Raw genomic sequence first — 16439 nt, forward strand, 5'->3', positions numbered from 1 at the left:
AGATTTCCTCGCCCGAGCGTGTTAAGGGTTCCCGGCGCTCAGGCGGCCGGTCTCCTCGACGCGGTGGCCTGTCGCCCGCGGTTGGCTTTCACAGTTCGTTGCGTTCGATCACTGGCGTGCTCGCCCGGCGCGGCGGGATCGTCGCAGGGTGGCGCCCTCGATGCCGAGGTGGGGAAGGAGGCGGTTCAGCCATCGCGGCAGCCACTAGGCGCCGTTGCCGGTCAGTGCGAGGACGATCACGACGATCGGCTAGAGCTGGAGACCGATCCGGCGGTGGCGACGCCGAGCCAGCCCATGGGAAGACAGCGACGACCGCGCCGAACGCGGCATCACCGACCTGGCCCCTGACCACAACCGGCACCGGGCCTCGACAGACCGGCGGCCGCCTGCGATAAACGAACCCGACCGTCGTCAAGCGAGTAATGGTGTAATCATGGAAACCCTTTTCGAGCACGCCGGCGGGCACGAAGGCCTCCGCAGGTTCATCGACCTGTTCTATTCCAGCCTCCTGGCCGACCCCCTGCTCCAGCCCCTCTTCGGTCAGGGCCAGCCGACCCACGTCGATCGCCTGACCGCCTTCACCGCCGAGACTTTCGGCGGCCCCGACACCTTCACGCGCGAGATGGGCGGCTTCTCCCACCTCATCGACGTCCACCGCCACCTGAAGATCACCGAGGAGCAGCGGCTCCGGTTCGTCGAGCTGTACATGGCGGCCGCCGACGCCGCCGGGCTCCCCGCCGACGCCCCCTTCCGGCAGGCGCTGCGCGAGCACGTGGAGTTCGGCACCGAGGTCGCCATGCGCAACTCCCACGCCCGTACCGACGACGAACTGCACCCGCTGCGCGAGGTCCCCCGCTGGGACTGGCCCACCCCCTGACACCCGGCGGCCACGGGCATCCGAAACACGCCCGGTTATCGTGACCGCATGCCAGGTTGACGCTAGAGACACCGTGTTTCTCCGCGGCCCCGCGCCCCGCCGCCTTCGTCCGCACCTCGATCCGGACGAAGACCAGCAGCAGGAGTTACGACGCCGAGGTAGAGCGTCGGCACGCCGCTGGGCCGGACTTTGCTGGTGCCGGTGGCGGTGGTGCCGCTGCCGCTGGAGGCGGCAGGCTGGGATGCACCAGGGGAGTGGCATGCCGATGAGCAAGGCCGGAGAGGCTTCTCAGAGAGTCCGGACGGCCGGGGCACCTTCGGTTACCGTGGGTTAGTGAGATCGTGGTGGCGGGGGTGTTAATTGTGGGAGATCGCAACGTCCTTGATCTTCACTGAAGTGCGCTGTGGTGGAGCGAAAAATGCTGTCTGACCTACGGATTTCCCGAGAGGCGGCTTCCCTCGGGCTTGATCGATTGTGTTCACACCGAAGAGGCAACTGGTTCGAACCCAGTATCGCCCACCCCAAGTTTCCGCAGGTCAGAGCGTCGCCAACGGAGCGATCTCGTGTGTTCCAATGAGCGCTTCGTAGTCTCGGGAGCCAGTTTCGGGAGCCACCATACGCTTCGCAGATTCCCGAAGCGCTCACCCATACGGTCGATCATTGTGACCGCGTCGTCCTGGTCGGCCGAGTTCGGCCACGGTAGCTCCACTGACCTTCTTGAAACCTCGTTGGCCGTCTGGAGAGCGAGGGTTCTCGGGTGCGCAACTTCTTCAGCTGCCAGCGCTTGACCGAGGAGCGTGATGATGGTCATGGGCAGCGCGGCCAGCCCGAAAGTGGCGATTCCCGCCACCGTCATGGCGGAGAACGCCGCGTAGCGCCAGAAGACCCGGCCCAGCCATGCCCGCACAGCGCCGGGGGCCCGTCGTAGAAGCCCAGGACCGGTATCGGCTCGGTGCCGTCGTCGTAGACCCGTGGGTTGGGACGCGGTGGGCCAGCCAGAGGAGATCGGCTAGGACTGCGATGCCGGGGACTGCCAGGATTGCGAAGCCGAGTCCGTGCGCGTGCCAGGCGACGGCTGCCGCGGCCAGCCGCAGTCCCGCGAATGCGCCTGTCTGGTCCAGCGCTTGATGGACCGCGAACGCCGTTCCGCATCCCATCGGGCTTCCGGGGTGGGAGAGCAACGTGTCCTTGTGGGCTGCGTGTGGCCTTGCCGACCCGTTCAGCCACTATGAGCGCGCATGCCCCGGCCAGCCCGACCACTCAGCCGCCAGGCTGCTCACTAGTCGGAACCTCAGAAGCCACCAACCCTGCTTCGGAGCATCACGGGTTTTCGGAAGCGCTATCGAGCGACCCTTCCTAGGAGCTGAGGCTCAGCTGTCCGGGTACGCCTGCTCGGTCCAGCAATTCGTGCATGACGTGCGGGGGAAGCGCCGGATTACGCGCGACTGCAACTGCCAGCCGCGTTTCCTCCAAGGACTCCAGCAGTCGTGGCAGCGGGAGCCTGGGGTCGGCTGCCGCGCCTCGGTGCAGGTTCGGGTTGTCGTCTTCTAGCAGTTCGGTGACCCGTTGAGGTGAGAGCCGGGGGTCACGCAGGGCGCACCAGCGCACCCATGGGTCTTCGTCGCGGCTCAGCCCGTCGACGAGCTCAGGCGGTGTCTGCGGGTCGTCCAGGGCCAGCGCCCGCATCCGGGGGTGCGGATCGTCGGTGAACCGGCGCAGTCCTTCATGCGGGATGCGTTCTTTGATCTGCCATTGCGACAGCCCCGCCCACTCGCGCCAGATCTCCAAGAGCAGCTCGACGGGCACATCGTGGCTGTTCTCAGCGAGGAGCAGACGCACCGCGAAGTCCTCGTCGGTGGCGAACCGCGCCTTCACGTCTTTCGGGAGGTCTTTGCGTCTGGCCAGCCCGCGTCGGATCAGCACGTGCGCGGACGTCGCGTGGCGGCGCACCTCGACAGCATCGAGCGGGAGCAGCAGCGTCCACTGGGGCAGGTGGTACCTGATCTCCGGGTCGATCTCGACATCGATGGCTGCGCGCTCGTTCTCGGTGAGCGCCGGATGGGACGATGCCGCCAGCCGCACCCGGGACTCCGGTGCGCGCGTCAGCCTCCGCACCACGTCGACGGACAGCAGCGGATTCTGGGCGGCTCGTTCCCGCGCCGCGGCGTCCCCGGACGTCACCAGCGCGTCGGCTTCCTCCGGGGTCATCGGCGTCCAGCCGCCGGGCGGTCCCGCGGGCGTTTCCGCGATGCGCTCGCGGGCCTCGGCGCGGATGTCGGGCATGGGATCTGACAGAAGCTTGATCAGGCTCTGCTTCGGCACGTTCGAGTGGCTCACGACCTCCCAGCGGACATAATCGTCCGGGTCGTCCGCGAGGATTTCCAGAACCTCCTCCGGCAGCCGCCTTCCGCGCTCCCAGCAGCCCGCGAGCGATCGGCGAACTTGCACGTCCGGGTCTGTGGCCAGGCGGAACCGCTGGTCTCCGCCGTAGGCCGCGAAGTTCCGCCGCACCTTCGGGTCGGCGTGGTTCAACGCCGCCCCGGCGACTCTGTCGCTCCATTCCTTCCTGGTGTAGAAGTCGATGGCGCCGACGGACAACAGCCGCAGAACAACGTCATCGGGGGCGGCGGGATTGCCGGAGAGCCCTTCGATCCATCCTTCGGGCGGGGGCGTGGGGTCACCGAAGAAGAAGATCGCCATGGTCGGCAAGCGTACGAGTTGAAGGGCCACTGGGCACTGCCCGTTCGGGTCACGTTTGGAGTCCGCGGCCAGCAGACCGTTCTTGTTGGCGCCTGTATCTGGCCGGTTGAAACCCCCGTTCTTCGGAGGAGTGGGTGGTCGCAGGGCTGTCGGCCCTCGGCAGGAACGTGCCGTTGCCGGACTGGATAGTGCACTGGCCAAGGTCGAATCGGGCGGGAGCTCGCTGCCGACCGCTCTCGACCTGCTGGTGATGATTTATCTGGCAGGTAGACGACCTGCCCAGCTGAAACCCGTCAACGGCTGGTTTGGGTCATCGCGGGCCCTGAGAACGTTTTCCGTGCGGAGGCGTAGCCGGCGGCGGTCACCGTCGAGGGCATGACAACCCATCAGCGCGATCACGAGCCCGGCCGAGCTCTCGGCGACAGCGAGCAGCAGAGGGCGACTGCACGCCGCTGAGAAGGCGGACCTCTCCCGAGCGCTCGCCGTGGAGGATGAGGAAGACCGCACTGTTTCGCCGAACGAGCCCTCGGAGCACACCGGGCGTTGGGCTTCGGGGATGCGAGAGGATCCTGGGTAGTGGCCCTTATCCTCGAACCTAGCTATCCCGGAACCTCAGCCATAGGTAACGTCGTAACCCGTGCAGTGGAATGTCGTGGTCTCCTTAGTGGTCACTGTGGTCGTGGCGGGCACCGGCTACGGAGCGACCTACCTGACGAATCTGCGTCTGGCGCGCCGTAAGGATCATCTGGATCGGGTCAACCGCCAGCTCGGCGATCTCTATGGTCCGCTTTATGCGCAGTCGGAGGCCGTGAACCGGGCTTGGCGGAAGTTCGTGGCCCGGCACGGGAGCGGGCCCTCTCGCGACACGTTGGGCGATTAGCCTTGCCGCCGCGTACTTGCCACTCCACGTCTGCCGACGGTTTGCCAAGTCACCGCCTGGTCCCTGAGCCGCCCCACCCTTTTGGACCCCGGCGACCAGCACCGCCTCCCCCTCCGGCAGATGCACAGCTAGTCGTCGGTTGGTGCGTAGCCGGTCACGGTCGACAGCACCGAGACCCACACCGCCAGCAGCGCCGCGCCCGCGGCGGACCGGACGCCATGGCGGCTCCCTGATAAGCGGTCCTTACCCCGGAGCCCCCCGGCGCCGCTGACCTGGGCGATGATCCCCTCCGGCGTATTCTGGCCTTGCCCCATCTCTGAAGTTGCCATTGGCGGGCCGAACAGCGGTCCATCACCTTATTGTGGTGACGTTGGAGGTCCGGCTGCCGCAGGCGTCCTGATTCCGGCTGCTCGTTCCCAGAGGCCGTCAAGGGCTCAGATGGTGTTCCCTTGAATTCCTTCGCAACCAAGGAAGCCGCGTCGGCCGCCTCGCCCATAGTGGTCATCTCCGACCGCGCTCGCTCGCTCATCAGCGGCTCTGATCATTTAAGGCTGGGCCTTGGGTCTTCTACTTGAGGCATTCGTAGGGTTGTGGCCACCGTGCGATCGATCGTAGTTGTAGTAGTCCCACACGCGGAACTTGTCGTTGAACACCTCAGCGCTGTCGATTAAAACACCATCGAGTGCCGGTGTACTGGCGCTGCACACCTGCGGCGGCCCTTTCTCTCAAACCCGGTCTCGTCGACCACCAGCACCGCGCCAGCGTCGCCGAGCCGCTCGGCCACTTGCGCACGCAGTGTGTCCCACACCTGATCGACGTCCCAGCGAGCATGGTTGAGCAGCCGCTATTTGACGGTGGTGAAGTCAGCGTCATGAGCGGGCGCCTGCTAATCGCTGGGGCAACCGGTCGGACTGCCGCCCCCCTCCCGCGCCGATCAGCCTTTCTCCAGCCCGGCGGTCAGTGACAGGGATCGAGCAGGGTAAACAGGAAAATCATCATCGTGGGGGGCCCGCGGACGTCACGGCAGCCGTGATCCGTGGCGGATCGCCTTCCAGCAATTGTCTCCGGCGCAGAGGCTGAGGCAAAATGACAAAGCCGGCAGCGAGGCTGACGAGCAGCACGCCGCAGATCCATGGCAGCACGTCGAGCAGCCATTGCATCGGCACCGGCAGTACGCAGGCATCCATCATCACTGGACGGATCATGGGATCGAACACGGCGGGGTTTCCTCCCCGGTGACCCGTCAGCCGGCCACGGGCGCGCCCAGGCCATTGCGCGCACGTCCGGCGCCGGCCGGTGGAGATGACAGCCACCGGGGAGATAGAAACGCAGGCCAGACACATAGCGCGAGTTTTCCCGCCGGATCAGGGACGCGCGCCGACGATGCGGTACGAAGAGGCGCGTACGGGGGAGGAGGCCGACCTCGTCATAGAGGAGGCCGCCGTGTGGAGAACTTTGCTGCCGCGTTGATGTCGCTGTGGGAGCTGGCTGGCGAACCGCCATACTCCTCTGTAGCCAGCAAATCCACGTTCGGGGACTGGAAGAGCGGCGAGAGTGACCCCAAGGACCTTGCATCCTTTTAGAGGGTTGTCAGAAAACTTCGCGCGCTGGCCGTCAAGCGGGAGCGGGAGTAGGCGGCCGAGCGGGTGGCCCGATTCCGGCAGTTGGATGAGGAGCACCTCGAAACCCTGCGGAGACTGGCTCGGGCGCCCGGGATCGCCATTCTGGGGCGGCTGCGCGGGCTCAGCGACCAGCCCGTCGCGGACGCCGCGGTGCTCGAGCCCAACACCCGCTCCTCGACGCCCTACGGCAGAACGTGGCAACCCTGCCCACCGCACCGACTGTTAAGGAGATCGTCGAGGCGGTGCGCTGTTGTACCGCCACCAGGCTGGCGCCCGTCCTGCTAGTCGACACACTCGACCTGCTGATGCACGGCCAGGAGGGCGCGAGGCTGGTGGCGCGGCTCCTGCTGGCCAGACATCGGAGGTCCCAGCCATGGAGCCGAGGGTGATGATGGCTCGCGGGGGGTCACCGTGCATCCATGTCACATGGCCACATGGTGCCCTGGCCGAGTCGGGCATGTCGCTGCGCGTGTGGTGGCTGCACGGCGTGTCTGCTACAGCCGCCCGCGCCCGCAGGACGTCCTCGGCACCGACGTGGAGCCGGAGCGGCAGCGGGAAACGCGTCGTGTTTGTGTCGTTGGGCGCCTGCCGGGACGATGCAGCATGCTGGGGCGTCAGCGCGGGCGATCGCCCGGGGCGACAGCGCCGGTTGGCCCATGAGGTGCTCCGAGAAGGTTAGTGTCACCGCGGCGAGGCACCTGGCGGGATGTGGGTGACCATCCGGCGGCGACGGTCTCTCGCAGGCAGCGGACGAACTCCGACTGGAGCGGCGCCACGCTCTTCCTGGTGGCCGCGTAGACGGTTCTGACCGGCTCGTCTTCCAGAGGCGCCAGCATGATGTCGGGACGGACGGCACCCGCCGCGATGGACGGTACGAGCGCCAGCCCCAACCCTGCCGCGACGAAGCCCTGCTTTGCCGTCCACTCCCTGGCCGCGAAGGCGATGCGGGGCCGCGAGCCCGTGCGCCGGTGCAGAGCGATCAAGGTTTCCGAGCCTTCGGGGAAGCCCTCGATCCAGGACTCCTCCTTCAACTCGTCCAGGCGAAGACTTGCTCTGCCCGCCAGACGGTGCCCCGCGGGCAGGGCCACCAGCAGCGGGTCGTCCAGAAGGTGGTGCAGGGAGAACCGATCCGACTCCAGCGGCCTGTCCGGGTAGGCGCTCACCACCGCCAGGTCGATGTCACCGGTTCTGAGGCGGGCCAGCAACGGGGCGGTGGTGCTCTCCACCAGTGACAGAAGCACTCTGGGGTGCGTCCGCCCGAACGCGGCGATGGCGCGCGGGACAAGATCCGCGTCGGCGGTGTCGAACGCTCCGACGCGCAACTGGCCCACCTCGTGCAGATCGTGCCTTGCCGCCGCCAGCCTGGCCAGAATCGCGATCGCGTGCTCCAGCAGGCGGCGGCCCTCCTCGGAGAGTTCCACGCCGCGCGGATGACGATCGAACAACGCGACGCCGAGCTCGCCTTCCAGGGAAGCGATCTGCCGTGACACGGCGGACTGGGTGTAGCCGAGGGCCTCCCCCGCCGCCGTGAAGGTCTTCCTGGCGGCCACTTCGACGAACACTTCCAGCCAGGAGACATCCATGGCACTTCCCCAGGGAATTCGATATGCGGAGGTCGCATCGTAGCGATGCCGAGTATTCGTTGGTCACATGGGCGCCGGATACCTACAGTGATCGGCCATGGAGATCGGACTTTACGGGCTGCACCGCGGCGAGAATGTCGATCCGGATGTGCTGGCCACGCGGGCGCGGCTGGCCGAGGAGACGGGCTTCGAGTCGATCTGGGTCGGTGATCACATCGCGATGCCACCGTCCTCGGACGAGCAGGGCCGCCTGGAGGCCGTGGTCGCCATAGCCCACCTGGCGGCCCTGACCAGGACAATCAGGCTCGGCTTCGGCGTTCTGGTGCTGCCCCAGCGCCAGCCGGTGCTGCTGGCCAAGCAGCTGACCTCTCTCGACCTGCTGTCGCGGGGCCGCCTGATCGTCGGCATCGGCGCAGGGTATGTGGAACGGGAACTGGCCGCCATGGGCGTCTCGCCGGACAGCCGCGGCGCCCGTACAGACGAGTATCTAGCCGCCATGCACGCCCTCTGGGACGATCAGCCGTTCGCCGGAGAGTTCGTGAGCTTCGCGGACGTCGTTCAACGCCCGCGCCCGCGACGGCGCCCACCGATCGTCGTCGGCGGGCACTCACGGGCGGCCATGCGCCGAGCGGTTCAGTCGGCCGACGGCTGGTACGGCGTCTACCTGACACCGGAGGAGGCGGCTCGCGCGCTGTCCGACCTCCAGGACGCGGCCAAGCTCCATAGCAGGCCCGCGAGCCTGGGCCCACTGGAAATCACCATTACACCCCCTCCGGGGCCCGTCGATCGAGACAGCGCCCAGCGCTACGCCGCGATGGGCGTGCACCGGCTGACGATCCAGCCGCTGGACGACGAGATGGAGGCCACGGTGCGCGCCGGCGCCAACTCGTTGGAAGCTTGAATCAGCAGAACTGCCGCTGGCACCGCGCACGGGGATCCGCCAGGCCCGGGGGGTGAAGGTGACGGGGGCGTTTCGCCGAGCGGCCCGGTGTCCTCCGCCCGCACACGTGTCACGCAATCCCTTTCTGCTTCTTCGGCCGATGCCGACCCCCGCCAGCTCCGGTACCGGAACACGATGCGACCGGCCATCGAGCGGGTCGGGACGCTCGACGGGTCGCTCAACGACGGGGCGGGCCAGGTCACGGTGGACGAGCGCGACCGGCTCCGGAGGAGCCAAGCTCAAGATGACGGACGAGGACGTCGAGTGGGGCGAGTCGCTCGGTGAGATCTTCTGTCTGACCTTCGTCAGAGGAGTGGGGGAGACCGAGGCGCTGGCCCGTCTAAGCAGTGTTCGAAGTAGGCGGAGCCATTCGTTGATGGAGGTGATCTCAAGAATCGCCTGGTTGCGGACTGCGAGCTTGTCGTAGCGAGTGGCCACGGCCCGGTGGCGCTTGAGGCGGTTGATGCCGCACTCCACAGCATGGCGGCCCCGGTAGTCGGCCAGGTCGAAGGCGGGTGGACGACCGCCGCGGCTGCCCCGCCGCGACCGGTGCCCGGCCTTATCGGCCGGGACCGGGATCGTGGCCGCGATACCGCGGCGGCTCAGGTGAGCGCGGATCGCCCGAGACGAGTACGCCTTGTCTCGCGCCGCTCAAGTTCGCGCCGGTCAGGTCCGCTCTGCCGGTCAGGTCGGCATTGGTCAGGTCCGCGAGGATGGTGCCGCGGTCGCGGTCAGAGTCGTCCATCAGCCGCTGCAGCGCGTAGATGGCGCCCATCCGTACCTCGGGCTTGTGGGAGCCGAGCTGCTCGATGGCCTTGGTGTAGCGGTCGGTGATCTGCTCTTGCCGGGTGACAGCCAAGGTGCGCGCGGTGTACCTCAGCCCGGCCGCGGTGAACACCACAGTCCCGACCGACGCCACCCCGGTCACCAACTGCATGAGTGCCTTCCGCACCTTGTAGACACCGTCGACCTGCTTGTCCTCCGACAGGCAATTCCACTGCTTCGCTTCAATGTCTTCCTGGCCAGGTGCCGCGCCACCGACGGCACCAGCACCGCACCCACCGCCAGTACAACGACGACGCCCGCGAATACGGCGTAAAGCCACAAGGGCCACGGCATGCTCCCAACTTCTGAAGCCGTAGCCAGCCTGCCGGACTGACGCCGTGTTCCGCCAAGACCGACACAGGGCAGTGGACGACCTTGGCGTGGTCGGTGCGTCCGACCGCGGCGTTGATCGGCCGTTCGATAGGCATGGCAGTCGGCCTGCGCTCTGCCCGGCCTCGGCGATGGCAGTCGGGATGAGGTGAGGTGCAGCCCGGGGGCCAGAGCACGAGCGGGCGCCGCTGCTTCGATCGTCGCGGCCGAGGATCTGCGGCATCGGCCATGCATCTGTTCGCTCCCTGGAACGCTGCGCACCTCTCCCATGGAAAGTCAGCATTTACTGATCTTGCATCTGGGAGAGGGCCTGTTCCTGTTTGGTTTCAGGCGACTGGGAACCATGTGCGTCAACGATCTTCGACGGGGTCTCCAGGGAGGGGACGCGCTCAGCCCGTAGCGACAGCAGAGAGGAGACGAACAGCAGCACGGCGATGAGGATCGACACTGTGGTGATGGCTGGGGTTGACCCGTACGCGTCGGCGGCCGTGGAGAAAATGCCACCGATGATCGCGACTGACAGGGCAGCGCTGATCTGAAGAGTCGCGGTGACCAGACCGCTGGCCAGGCCGGCGAACGCACGCGGAATGTGTGTCACCGTGATGCGGATCAGCGAAGGCAGGGCGAGCCCCTGACCGAAGCCGATGAGCGCCAGGGGTGCGGCGGCCCACGAGGTCTGGTCGAATGCGGCGACGAGTCCGGCGAAGGCGAGGAAGCCGATGGTCTCCAGGCACATGCCGAGAGCCGCGATCCGGCGCGGCATGATCCGCATGAGGTGCGGAACGGTCAGTGGTCCGACGAGGAAGCCGATGCCCAGGGGCAGGATGTCCAGGCTCGCCTCGAGCGGAGTGCGGCCGACGGCCTGCTCGTGTTCGGAAAAGATGAAGAAGAAGGCAGCGATCGAGTAGAACAGGGCGACCGCCACCAAGGAGATCCGTACGCCCGGCGCGGTGACGGCCCGGGGCGGCACCAATGGCATGACGTGTCGTCCGCGGGACCGGTTGCCGTCGAAGGTGGACTCGTAGCGCCAGAACCTGTGCAGCACGCCGGCCGCGACGACGAACAGAACGAAGCACCACCAGGGCCAGCCCAGGGCCTGCCCCTCGAGCAGCGGGATGACAATCCCGACAAGACCGGTGAAGAGGAGGACGGCGCCGATCGCGTCAAGCTTTTCTACACCTCGGGTGGGCGGGTCGTGCAGGAACAGGCTGCCCAGAAGGCCCAAGGCCGCGACTGGCAAGTTGATGAAGAAAATCGACCGCCAGCCTAGGCCCCAGATGTCAGCGGTGACGAGGAGTCCGCCCAAGGACTGGCCGATGACCGCGGCGAGTCCGAGGGTCGCGCCGTGGAAGCCGAGGGCGATCGTCTGGTCCCGGCCGTCGAGGCTCGCACGGATGAGGGCCAGCGACTGCGGCGCCACCAGCGCGGCGGTGAGACCTTGCAGGATGCGCCCGATGACCAGCAGCCAGGGCTCGCCGGCCAAACCGCACAGCAATGAGGCAAGGGCGAACCCGACGAGGCCGACGAGAAACACTCGCCGCCGCCCGTACAGATCGCCCAGACGGCCACCGAGAGTGAGCATCACGGCATAGGTGGCAGCGTAACTGGCCACGATCTGCTGGCCGAGAATGGCGCCGCCGCCGAGGTCGTCCTGAATCGAAGGGATGGCGAGATTGACGATGAAGAAGTCGAGTGGCGGCAGCAGCGTGCCGGCCAGCAGTGTGACCACGCCCACCCAGGTCCGGGCGGACGTACTTGATGTTGAAGTCATTACGTGCCCCTGTTCTCGGCAACGACCGTCTTCCCCCATAGGGCCAGAAGGGCGTCGGCGGAACGCTGCATCGTTTCGGCGGGCACGCCGTCGCGTGCCTGAGTTGAGATGCCATGAGGAAGATGGGCCACATTGGACGTGCCGGGAATGGGCAGGATGACGTCAGAACGGTGCAGCAGCCAGGACAGTGCCACCTTGGACGGGGTGGAGTCGTGCGCCGCAGCGATGTGATCGACCGGTCCCTCGGGGCGGGCCAACTGGCCTGCATCCACGGGCGCCCAGGGGATGAAACCGATGCCGTTCTGGGTGCAGTAGTCCAAGACATCGGCGGAGCTACGGTCAGCCAGGTTGTACCGGTTCTGGACCGTGGAGATGTCCGCGATCCGTCGCGCCTACTCGATCTGATCGACCGTTACCTGCGACAACCCGATCGCGACGATCTGCCCTCGTCCTGAAGGTTCTTCAACTCTCCGACCTGCTCCTCAAGCGGAACCTTGGGGTCAACGCGATGGAGCTGGAACAGATCGATCTGGTCGAGGCCGAGTCGGCGCAGGCTCATCAGCGCCTCCTGGCGGAGGTACTCCGGGCGACCGGCCGGCGGCCAGGCCTTGGGCCCGAGACGCACCAGCTCGTTTCCCTGCTTGATGACGTCCGGGCCGTTGCGCGTCAGGCCCGCCTTGGTCGCGATCAGTACGTCGTCCGGGTAAGGATGGATGGCCTCCCGGATGATCACCTCGCTGATGTAGGGCCCGTAAGAATTGGCGGTGTCGATGAGCTGCACGCCGAGTTCGACGGCACGCCGCACGATACGCACATACTCGGCGCGGTCCTCGGGCTCGCCCCAGATGCCGAGTCCGGTCAGCCGCATGGCACCGAAGCGTCTTCTTCCCGGCGATCTCGTAGGTGCCCGCGCGGTCGGCGAGGGAGGTGTTCATGATCGGGTGTCACCCTTCTCCAGAGTCGTGTCCTCGTCGGCGTCCTCCGCATCGACGGCCGCCTGGTCGGCCAGACGTCGCAGGAGGACCAGGCCGTCGTGACTGGCGCTGCTGGGTTCGGCGCTGTAGACGGACAGGTGCTGTCCAGGGGCACTGGCGACCGCGAAGGTCTCGAAGTGCAGCCACAGCTCCCCTACACGCGGGTGCACGAAGTGCTTCTTCTCACGGGTCCGCGGACGCACCTCGTAGCGAGCCCACAGGTTCGAGAACGCCGGGCTATGCAATGTCAGTTCACCGACGACCTGCTGGATGCGCTCGTCCGCGGGGAACTGTGAGGACGACGCCCGCAAATTGCTCACCGCGAGACGCGACGCGGCGTCCCAATCACCGTAGAACGACTTCGCATACGGGTCCAGGAAGATCATGCGCAACAGGTTGTCGTACCGGGCGAACCCGCGGTAGAGCTCGCGCGCCATCGCGTTCGCGCCCAGGATGTCCTGCGCCGCGCCGACCAGGAAGGCCGGCACGTCCGGCATGCCGTCCATCAGCCGGACCAGCTCCGGAGCGGCGGTCGGCGACGCGGCCGCCCGCGCCCCGAACACCGGCAGGCCTAGCCGGAACAGATGCACGGCGGCGTCGTCGTCCAGTCGCAGGGCGCCGGCGATCGACCGCAGCACCTGATCGGAGGGATGCCGTTCCCGGCCCTGCTCCAGCCGGATGTAGTAGTCCGTGCTCACTCCGGCGAGCAGGGCCACCTCGTCGCGCCGAAGGCCCGGCACCCGCCGAGGACCGTCGTCGAGCAGACCGACGTCCTGCGGCCGGACCAGTGCTCGTCGGGCCCTGAGATACTCACCGAGCTTGTTCTCACTGTCCACCCTGCCGACAGTAATGCGGACCGAGTCCCCTGGCGTGGGTGCCCTGCACCCACTCTGGCCGTGCCGACGCTGCGGCGTCCCGCCCATCATTCCTGCTGCTCCGTCGGCCGGACCAGGATCTCGTTCACCGCGACGTGGCGCCGCCTGGTGACGATGAAGGCGATGGTGTCCGCCACATCCGTGGGCGCAGGCACTCCATCGCGGTGTAGCGCTCGTACATCCGGTCCCGGACGTCGGGACGGTTTTGGAGGGGCAGCTCGGTCTCCACCGCGCCAGGCTCTACGAGCGAGACCCGCAGGTGGCGCTGTGTGACCTCCTTGCGGAAGGCTTCACCGAAGGCGGTCACGGCATACTTGCTCGCGTTGTAGACACCACCCCCGCCGTGGACCGTTCGGCCCGCGGTGCTGCTGACCAGGACGATGTCGCTGACTCCGCGGGGGCCGTCGGACGCCGCTTCGAGCAGGTGCGGAGCGGCTGCGTGGGCGGTGTACATGAGTCCGAGGGTGTTGAGTTCGATCATCCGGCGCCAGTCGGTGGTGTCGGCGCCCGTGATCGGTCCGAGGATCATGACGCCCGCGTTGGCCACGACGGTGTCGAGGCGGCCGTATGTGTCGACGGCGCGGGCGACGGCGGCGTGGCCCTGCTCTTCGTCGATGATGTCGGCGCCCACGGCCAGGGCCTGGCCCCCGACGCTCTCGATCTTCTCGACGAGTGCCTCGAGACGGTCCGCGCGACGGGCCACGACGGTCACACGTGCGCCGAGGGCGGCCAGGGTGAGCGCGGTGCCCTCGCCGATTCCGCTACTGGCTCCGGTCACCAGGGCGACCGTGCCGGAGAGGGGGCGGCCACCGACCGCGGCCCAACCCGGGGTCGCGTCCTCGTCCGCCGTGGGACGTGGACGTGTGTGGATCGAATCCGGGTGGTGCGAATGAGTGCTCATGAGCCGACGCTAGGGGCGCTTCGACCGGTGTGGGAGGGAGCGTTGCCCCCACCCGGGGAGCTACGGCAGCGCTGCGGCGACCGAGCGCCGAGCCCAGGTGCGGCTGTGCCGCCGTGGGCGCACCGGCGAGGCGGCCCGGCTCCGTACCGTCCCTGGGCGGGTCGGGGCCGGAGCGCTCCGGTCGCCCCGGTCCCGGCCCCTGCGGGTCTCCTTCCGCGCACCGCACTGAGCCGGCCCGGCACAATATCCCCCGGTCCACTCAGGGCCTCGGCGGTGGCGCCTAGCGGTGCCTGCTGACGCGCAATGTGGCGATCTCGACGGGGCGCAGATCGAGTTCGATCGTCTCTTGCGCGTGCCCCGTCCCCTGGCCGAGGGCGCGCTCCAGCAGGTCAGTCAACCACGCCACTTCGAAGGCGAAGTCGAGCCGCACCGTCGTGCGGGGGCGTGCTCCGGACGCTTCGTGGACGCGGATGACGACGTCGCCGGAACGGTCCTCGGCAAGTTTGACCGCTTCCACGAAGACGGAGGCTGCCGAGACCGTCACGATGGGCTCCACACCCCGGTGGTCGTTCTTCAGAGTTCGCACCGGCAGATTCGTACGGTATCCGGCGGACGCGGCGTCGATGACGCCGCCGGCGACACCGAGGACGGTGCGAAGGACGTGCATCCCCTGATCAGCTTCCGGATCGGGGTACTTCGGTGCACGGCCGCCTGGCGTGCCGAGGTGGATCGGCAGCGCGCGGCCGAGCCGGACCCGCCCCAGCGGCGGTACCCGCCGCTGGGGGCCGTTGTTGTGGTGTACGTGCACGGCCACACCCGGCAGGCCCTGCCGCTCGCCGAGGTTGAGGAGCGGTACGGGCCGGTGCGGCCGGTCGTGGCCCCGGACGCCGCGGACGTCGAGCGGCTGCAGGAGCTGGTGCGCGACGCGGGCCGGCTCGCTCTCGGCACGATCGCCGCCGCACTGTACGCCGTCGAGCAGCGCATCGCGGCGACCCAGCCGTCGCGGATTCCCGCCGGCGGCGCGGCATCGGCCGAGGGGCTGATCGAACGCGACCCGCTGACGGCCGGGCGGCCCGGATCAAGAGAAGCCGTCGACTTGATCGCCGTCATCTGGCAGGTGGGGCCCGCCGTACTCGGTGACCAGGTCCACGCGGAGCTGCACGCCGAAGCGATCGAGATCTTCCTGCGGTGGGCGACAGGCCGGCCAAGTTCGTGGAGCTCGCCGAGACGATTGATCTGGGGCAGGGGCGGCGGGCACACGCTGCGACGACAAACGAACGATGAGCATCGGTCCGTCACGATAGTGAGCCTGTCGGCGCTTGCGTGACCACCGCGCGCTCCGGATCTCGGCCCAGCGGTCCTGCATCGGCAATACGGTCGGCCCAGTCAGCGTCGAGGCCACCCGGGCGACACCAAGAAGAGGTCACACCATGCGTGCGAACATTGAGGTCGACGGCAACCACGCCGTCGAGAACGTCAAGAACTGGCGGGTGGCCAGATGACTAGCGCGAGCCCGGGGGCGTCCCGTCTGATCGCAACGGTGGACGCCCTGCGTACGGCGCTGGCGGAGAGCACGGACCTGCTCCGGTCCACGCTCGGCGGGACCGTCGACGAGGAGACGGCGGCCGCCGCGGAGGCCGACGGGGTGCCCCGGGAGTTCCTGGACTTCTGCCAGGTGCTGGACGGTGCGAGCTGCGGGCCGTCCGTGCAGCTCTTCGGCTTGGAGGAGGCCGAGGAGCACCAGTTCTACTGCGGGCCGGTGGTCGACTCCCCGCTGGATCTGTCCCCGGAGAAGCTGTTCTGCGTCGGGTTGATCGGCGACACACCGATCTTCCTCGACCGCGCGGGCCGCGGCATCCTCGGTATCCCGGACGAGCACTGGGAGTGGGTCGACGCGGAGCGCTTCGAGCGGCTCGCGCCCGGGCTGGAGGCGTTCTTCCTGGAGCGGTTGGCCACTCCGGAATACGCACGCCTTGCGGCGATCGACGACGAGTTGGTGGAGTACGACGACTGGCTGAAACTGCTACGACGAGCCGGTCTCGCCGACTGAACCGCCGGCCAGCCGGTCCGCCCGCAACCGGTCTGAACCGTACCGGCCTACCGATGTCGCAGCCTGTCCGAGGCCCCGCTCGCCGAGGTCCTTGCTCTAGCTGAAGCGCTC

Annotated in this window: 16 protein-coding genes and 2 pseudogenes; 5 read left to right on the forward strand and 13 right to left on the reverse strand. The window is 67.8% G+C overall.

From position 1 onward, the window contains the following. Positions 1–433: 433 nt before the first annotated feature. A complete protein-coding gene (locus AB0C87_RS09165; protein WP_360577018.1) occupies positions 434–877 on the forward strand; it encodes a group II truncated hemoglobin in 444 nt (147 codons plus the stop codon). 1356 nt (positions 878–2233) lie between these two features. Here AB0C87_RS09165 and AB0C87_RS09170 read toward each other — a convergent pair. Then, the gene (locus AB0C87_RS09170) at positions 2234–3577 is read right to left on the reverse strand and encodes a hypothetical protein (protein WP_360577019.1); all 1344 of its coding nucleotides are present in this window, start codon (positions 3575–3577) and stop codon (positions 2234–2236) included. A gap of 637 nt (positions 3578–4214) precedes the next feature. Between AB0C87_RS09170 and AB0C87_RS09175 the strand changes: the two genes are divergently transcribed. Next, positions 4215–4457 carry a hypothetical protein gene (locus AB0C87_RS09175; protein WP_360577020.1) on the forward strand — a complete coding sequence of 81 codons (243 nt, stop codon included), beginning with the start codon at positions 4215–4217 and terminating at the stop codon, positions 4455–4457. 128 nt (positions 4458–4585) lie between these two features. Here the strand turns inward: AB0C87_RS09175 and AB0C87_RS09180 are convergent, their stop codons facing one another. The 4 genes and pseudogenes from AB0C87_RS09180 to AB0C87_RS09195 form a co-directional block, all read right to left on the reverse strand. Beyond that, a complete protein-coding gene (locus AB0C87_RS09180) occupies positions 4586–4771 on the reverse strand; it encodes a hypothetical protein (RefSeq protein WP_360577021.1) in 186 nt (61 codons plus the stop codon). 367 nt (positions 4772–5138) lie between these two features. Beyond that, a pseudogene (locus AB0C87_RS09185) lies at positions 5139–5295 on the reverse strand (transposase); the annotation flags it as partial. 157 nt (positions 5296–5452) lie between these two features. Then, on the reverse strand, positions 5453–5674 hold the full coding sequence (locus AB0C87_RS09190) for a hypothetical protein (RefSeq protein WP_360577022.1): 222 nt from the start codon (positions 5672–5674) through the stop codon (positions 5453–5455). A gap of 1019 nt (positions 5675–6693) precedes the next feature. Continuing rightward, positions 6694–7662 (reverse strand): LysR family transcriptional regulator, encoded by a 969-nt coding sequence (locus tag AB0C87_RS09195; protein WP_360577023.1) that lies wholly within the window; start codon positions 7660–7662, stop codon positions 6694–6696. 97 nt (positions 7663–7759) lie between these two features. Between AB0C87_RS09195 and AB0C87_RS09200 the strand changes: the two genes are divergently transcribed. Then, entirely contained in the window at positions 7760–8563 is an 804-nt protein-coding gene (locus AB0C87_RS09200) for a TIGR03619 family F420-dependent LLM class oxidoreductase (RefSeq protein WP_360577024.1), read from the forward strand. A gap of 456 nt (positions 8564–9019) precedes the next feature. Here AB0C87_RS09200 and AB0C87_RS09205 read toward each other — a convergent pair. The 8 genes and pseudogenes from AB0C87_RS09205 to AB0C87_RS09240 form a co-directional block, all read right to left on the reverse strand. Continuing rightward, positions 9020–9220 (reverse strand): annotated as a pseudogene (locus AB0C87_RS09205) (IS5/IS1182 family transposase); the annotation flags it as partial. Further along, positions 9162–9716, reverse strand: a complete 555-nt coding sequence (locus tag AB0C87_RS09210) for a pentapeptide repeat-containing protein (protein ID WP_360577025.1) — start codon at positions 9714–9716, stop codon at positions 9162–9164. The pseudogene AB0C87_RS09205 and the gene AB0C87_RS09210, both read right to left, overlap by 59 nt. A 324-nt stretch (positions 9717–10040) precedes the next feature. Continuing rightward, the gene (locus tag AB0C87_RS09215) at positions 10041–11486 is read right to left on the reverse strand and encodes an MFS transporter (protein ID WP_360577026.1); all 1446 of its coding nucleotides are present in this window, start codon (positions 11484–11486) and stop codon (positions 10041–10043) included. A gap of 41 nt (positions 11487–11527) precedes the next feature. Then, positions 11528–11848 (reverse strand): aldo/keto reductase, encoded by a 321-nt coding sequence (locus tag AB0C87_RS09220; RefSeq protein WP_360577027.1) that lies wholly within the window; start codon positions 11846–11848, stop codon positions 11528–11530. Positions 11849–11940: 92 nt separating this feature from the next. After that, the gene (locus AB0C87_RS09225) at positions 11941–12396 is read right to left on the reverse strand and encodes an aldo/keto reductase (protein WP_360577028.1); all 456 of its coding nucleotides are present in this window, start codon (positions 12394–12396) and stop codon (positions 11941–11943) included. Positions 12397–12459: 63 nt separating this feature from the next. Further along, a complete protein-coding gene (locus AB0C87_RS09230; RefSeq protein ID WP_360577029.1) occupies positions 12460–13338 on the reverse strand; it encodes a helix-turn-helix transcriptional regulator in 879 nt (292 codons plus the stop codon). 124 nt (positions 13339–13462) lie between these two features. Continuing rightward, positions 13463–14278: an SDR family NAD(P)-dependent oxidoreductase gene (locus AB0C87_RS09235; RefSeq protein WP_360577030.1), complete on the reverse strand. Its 816-nt coding sequence runs from the start codon at positions 14276–14278 to the stop codon at positions 13463–13465. Between the two features lie 280 nt (positions 14279–14558). Next, positions 14559–15086 (reverse strand): glycosyl hydrolase-related protein, encoded by a 528-nt coding sequence (locus AB0C87_RS09240; protein ID WP_360577031.1) that lies wholly within the window; start codon positions 15084–15086, stop codon positions 14559–14561. Between AB0C87_RS09240 and AB0C87_RS09245 the strand changes: the two genes are divergently transcribed. Both AB0C87_RS09245 and AB0C87_RS09250 read left to right on the forward strand, forming a co-directional pair. Beyond that, the gene (locus tag AB0C87_RS09245) at positions 15081–15605 is read left to right on the forward strand and encodes a hypothetical protein (protein ID WP_360577032.1); all 525 of its coding nucleotides are present in this window, start codon (positions 15081–15083) and stop codon (positions 15603–15605) included. The two genes, AB0C87_RS09240 and AB0C87_RS09245, sit on opposite strands and share 6 nt — an antisense overlap. Positions 15606–15818: 213 nt before the next feature. Further along, complete coding sequence (locus AB0C87_RS09250; RefSeq protein WP_360577033.1) at positions 15819–16328, forward strand: hypothetical protein; 510 nt, start codon at positions 15819–15821, stop codon at positions 16326–16328. The last annotated feature ends 111 nt before the right edge of the window (positions 16329–16439 follow it).

The organism is Actinomadura sp. NPDC048021, from assembly GCF_040653135.1.
Lineage (GTDB): Bacteria > Actinomycetota > Actinomycetes > Streptosporangiales > Streptosporangiaceae > Spirillospora > Spirillospora verrucosospora.

What these genes read in the sequence shown, in the direction of transcription:
- AB0C87_RS09200 (WP_360577024.1), top strand. Translation starts at nt 7,760, where the DNA reads ATGGAGATCGGACTTTACGGGCTGCACCGCGGCGAGAATGTCGATCCG.
- AB0C87_RS09180 (WP_360577021.1), bottom strand. Translation starts at nt 4,771, where the DNA reads ATGGGGCAAGGCCAGAATACGCCGGAGGGGATCATCGCCCAGGTCAGC.
- AB0C87_RS09195 (WP_360577023.1), bottom strand. Translation starts at nt 7,662, where the DNA reads ATGGATGTCTCCTGGCTGGAAGTGTTCGTCGAAGTGGCCGCCAGGAAG.
- AB0C87_RS09165 (WP_360577018.1), top strand. Translation starts at nt 434, where the DNA reads ATGGAAACCCTTTTCGAGCACGCCGGCGGGCACGAAGGCCTCCGCAGG.
- AB0C87_RS09235 (WP_360577030.1), bottom strand. Translation starts at nt 14,278, where the DNA reads ATGAGCACTCATTCGCACCACCCGGATTCGATCCACACACGTCCACGT.
- AB0C87_RS09225 (WP_360577028.1), bottom strand. Translation starts at nt 12,396, where the DNA reads ATGCGGCTGACCGGACTCGGCATCTGGGGCGAGCCCGAGGACCGCGCC.
- AB0C87_RS09170 (WP_360577019.1), bottom strand. Translation starts at nt 3,577, where the DNA reads ATGGCGATCTTCTTCTTCGGTGACCCCACGCCCCCGCCCGAAGGATGG.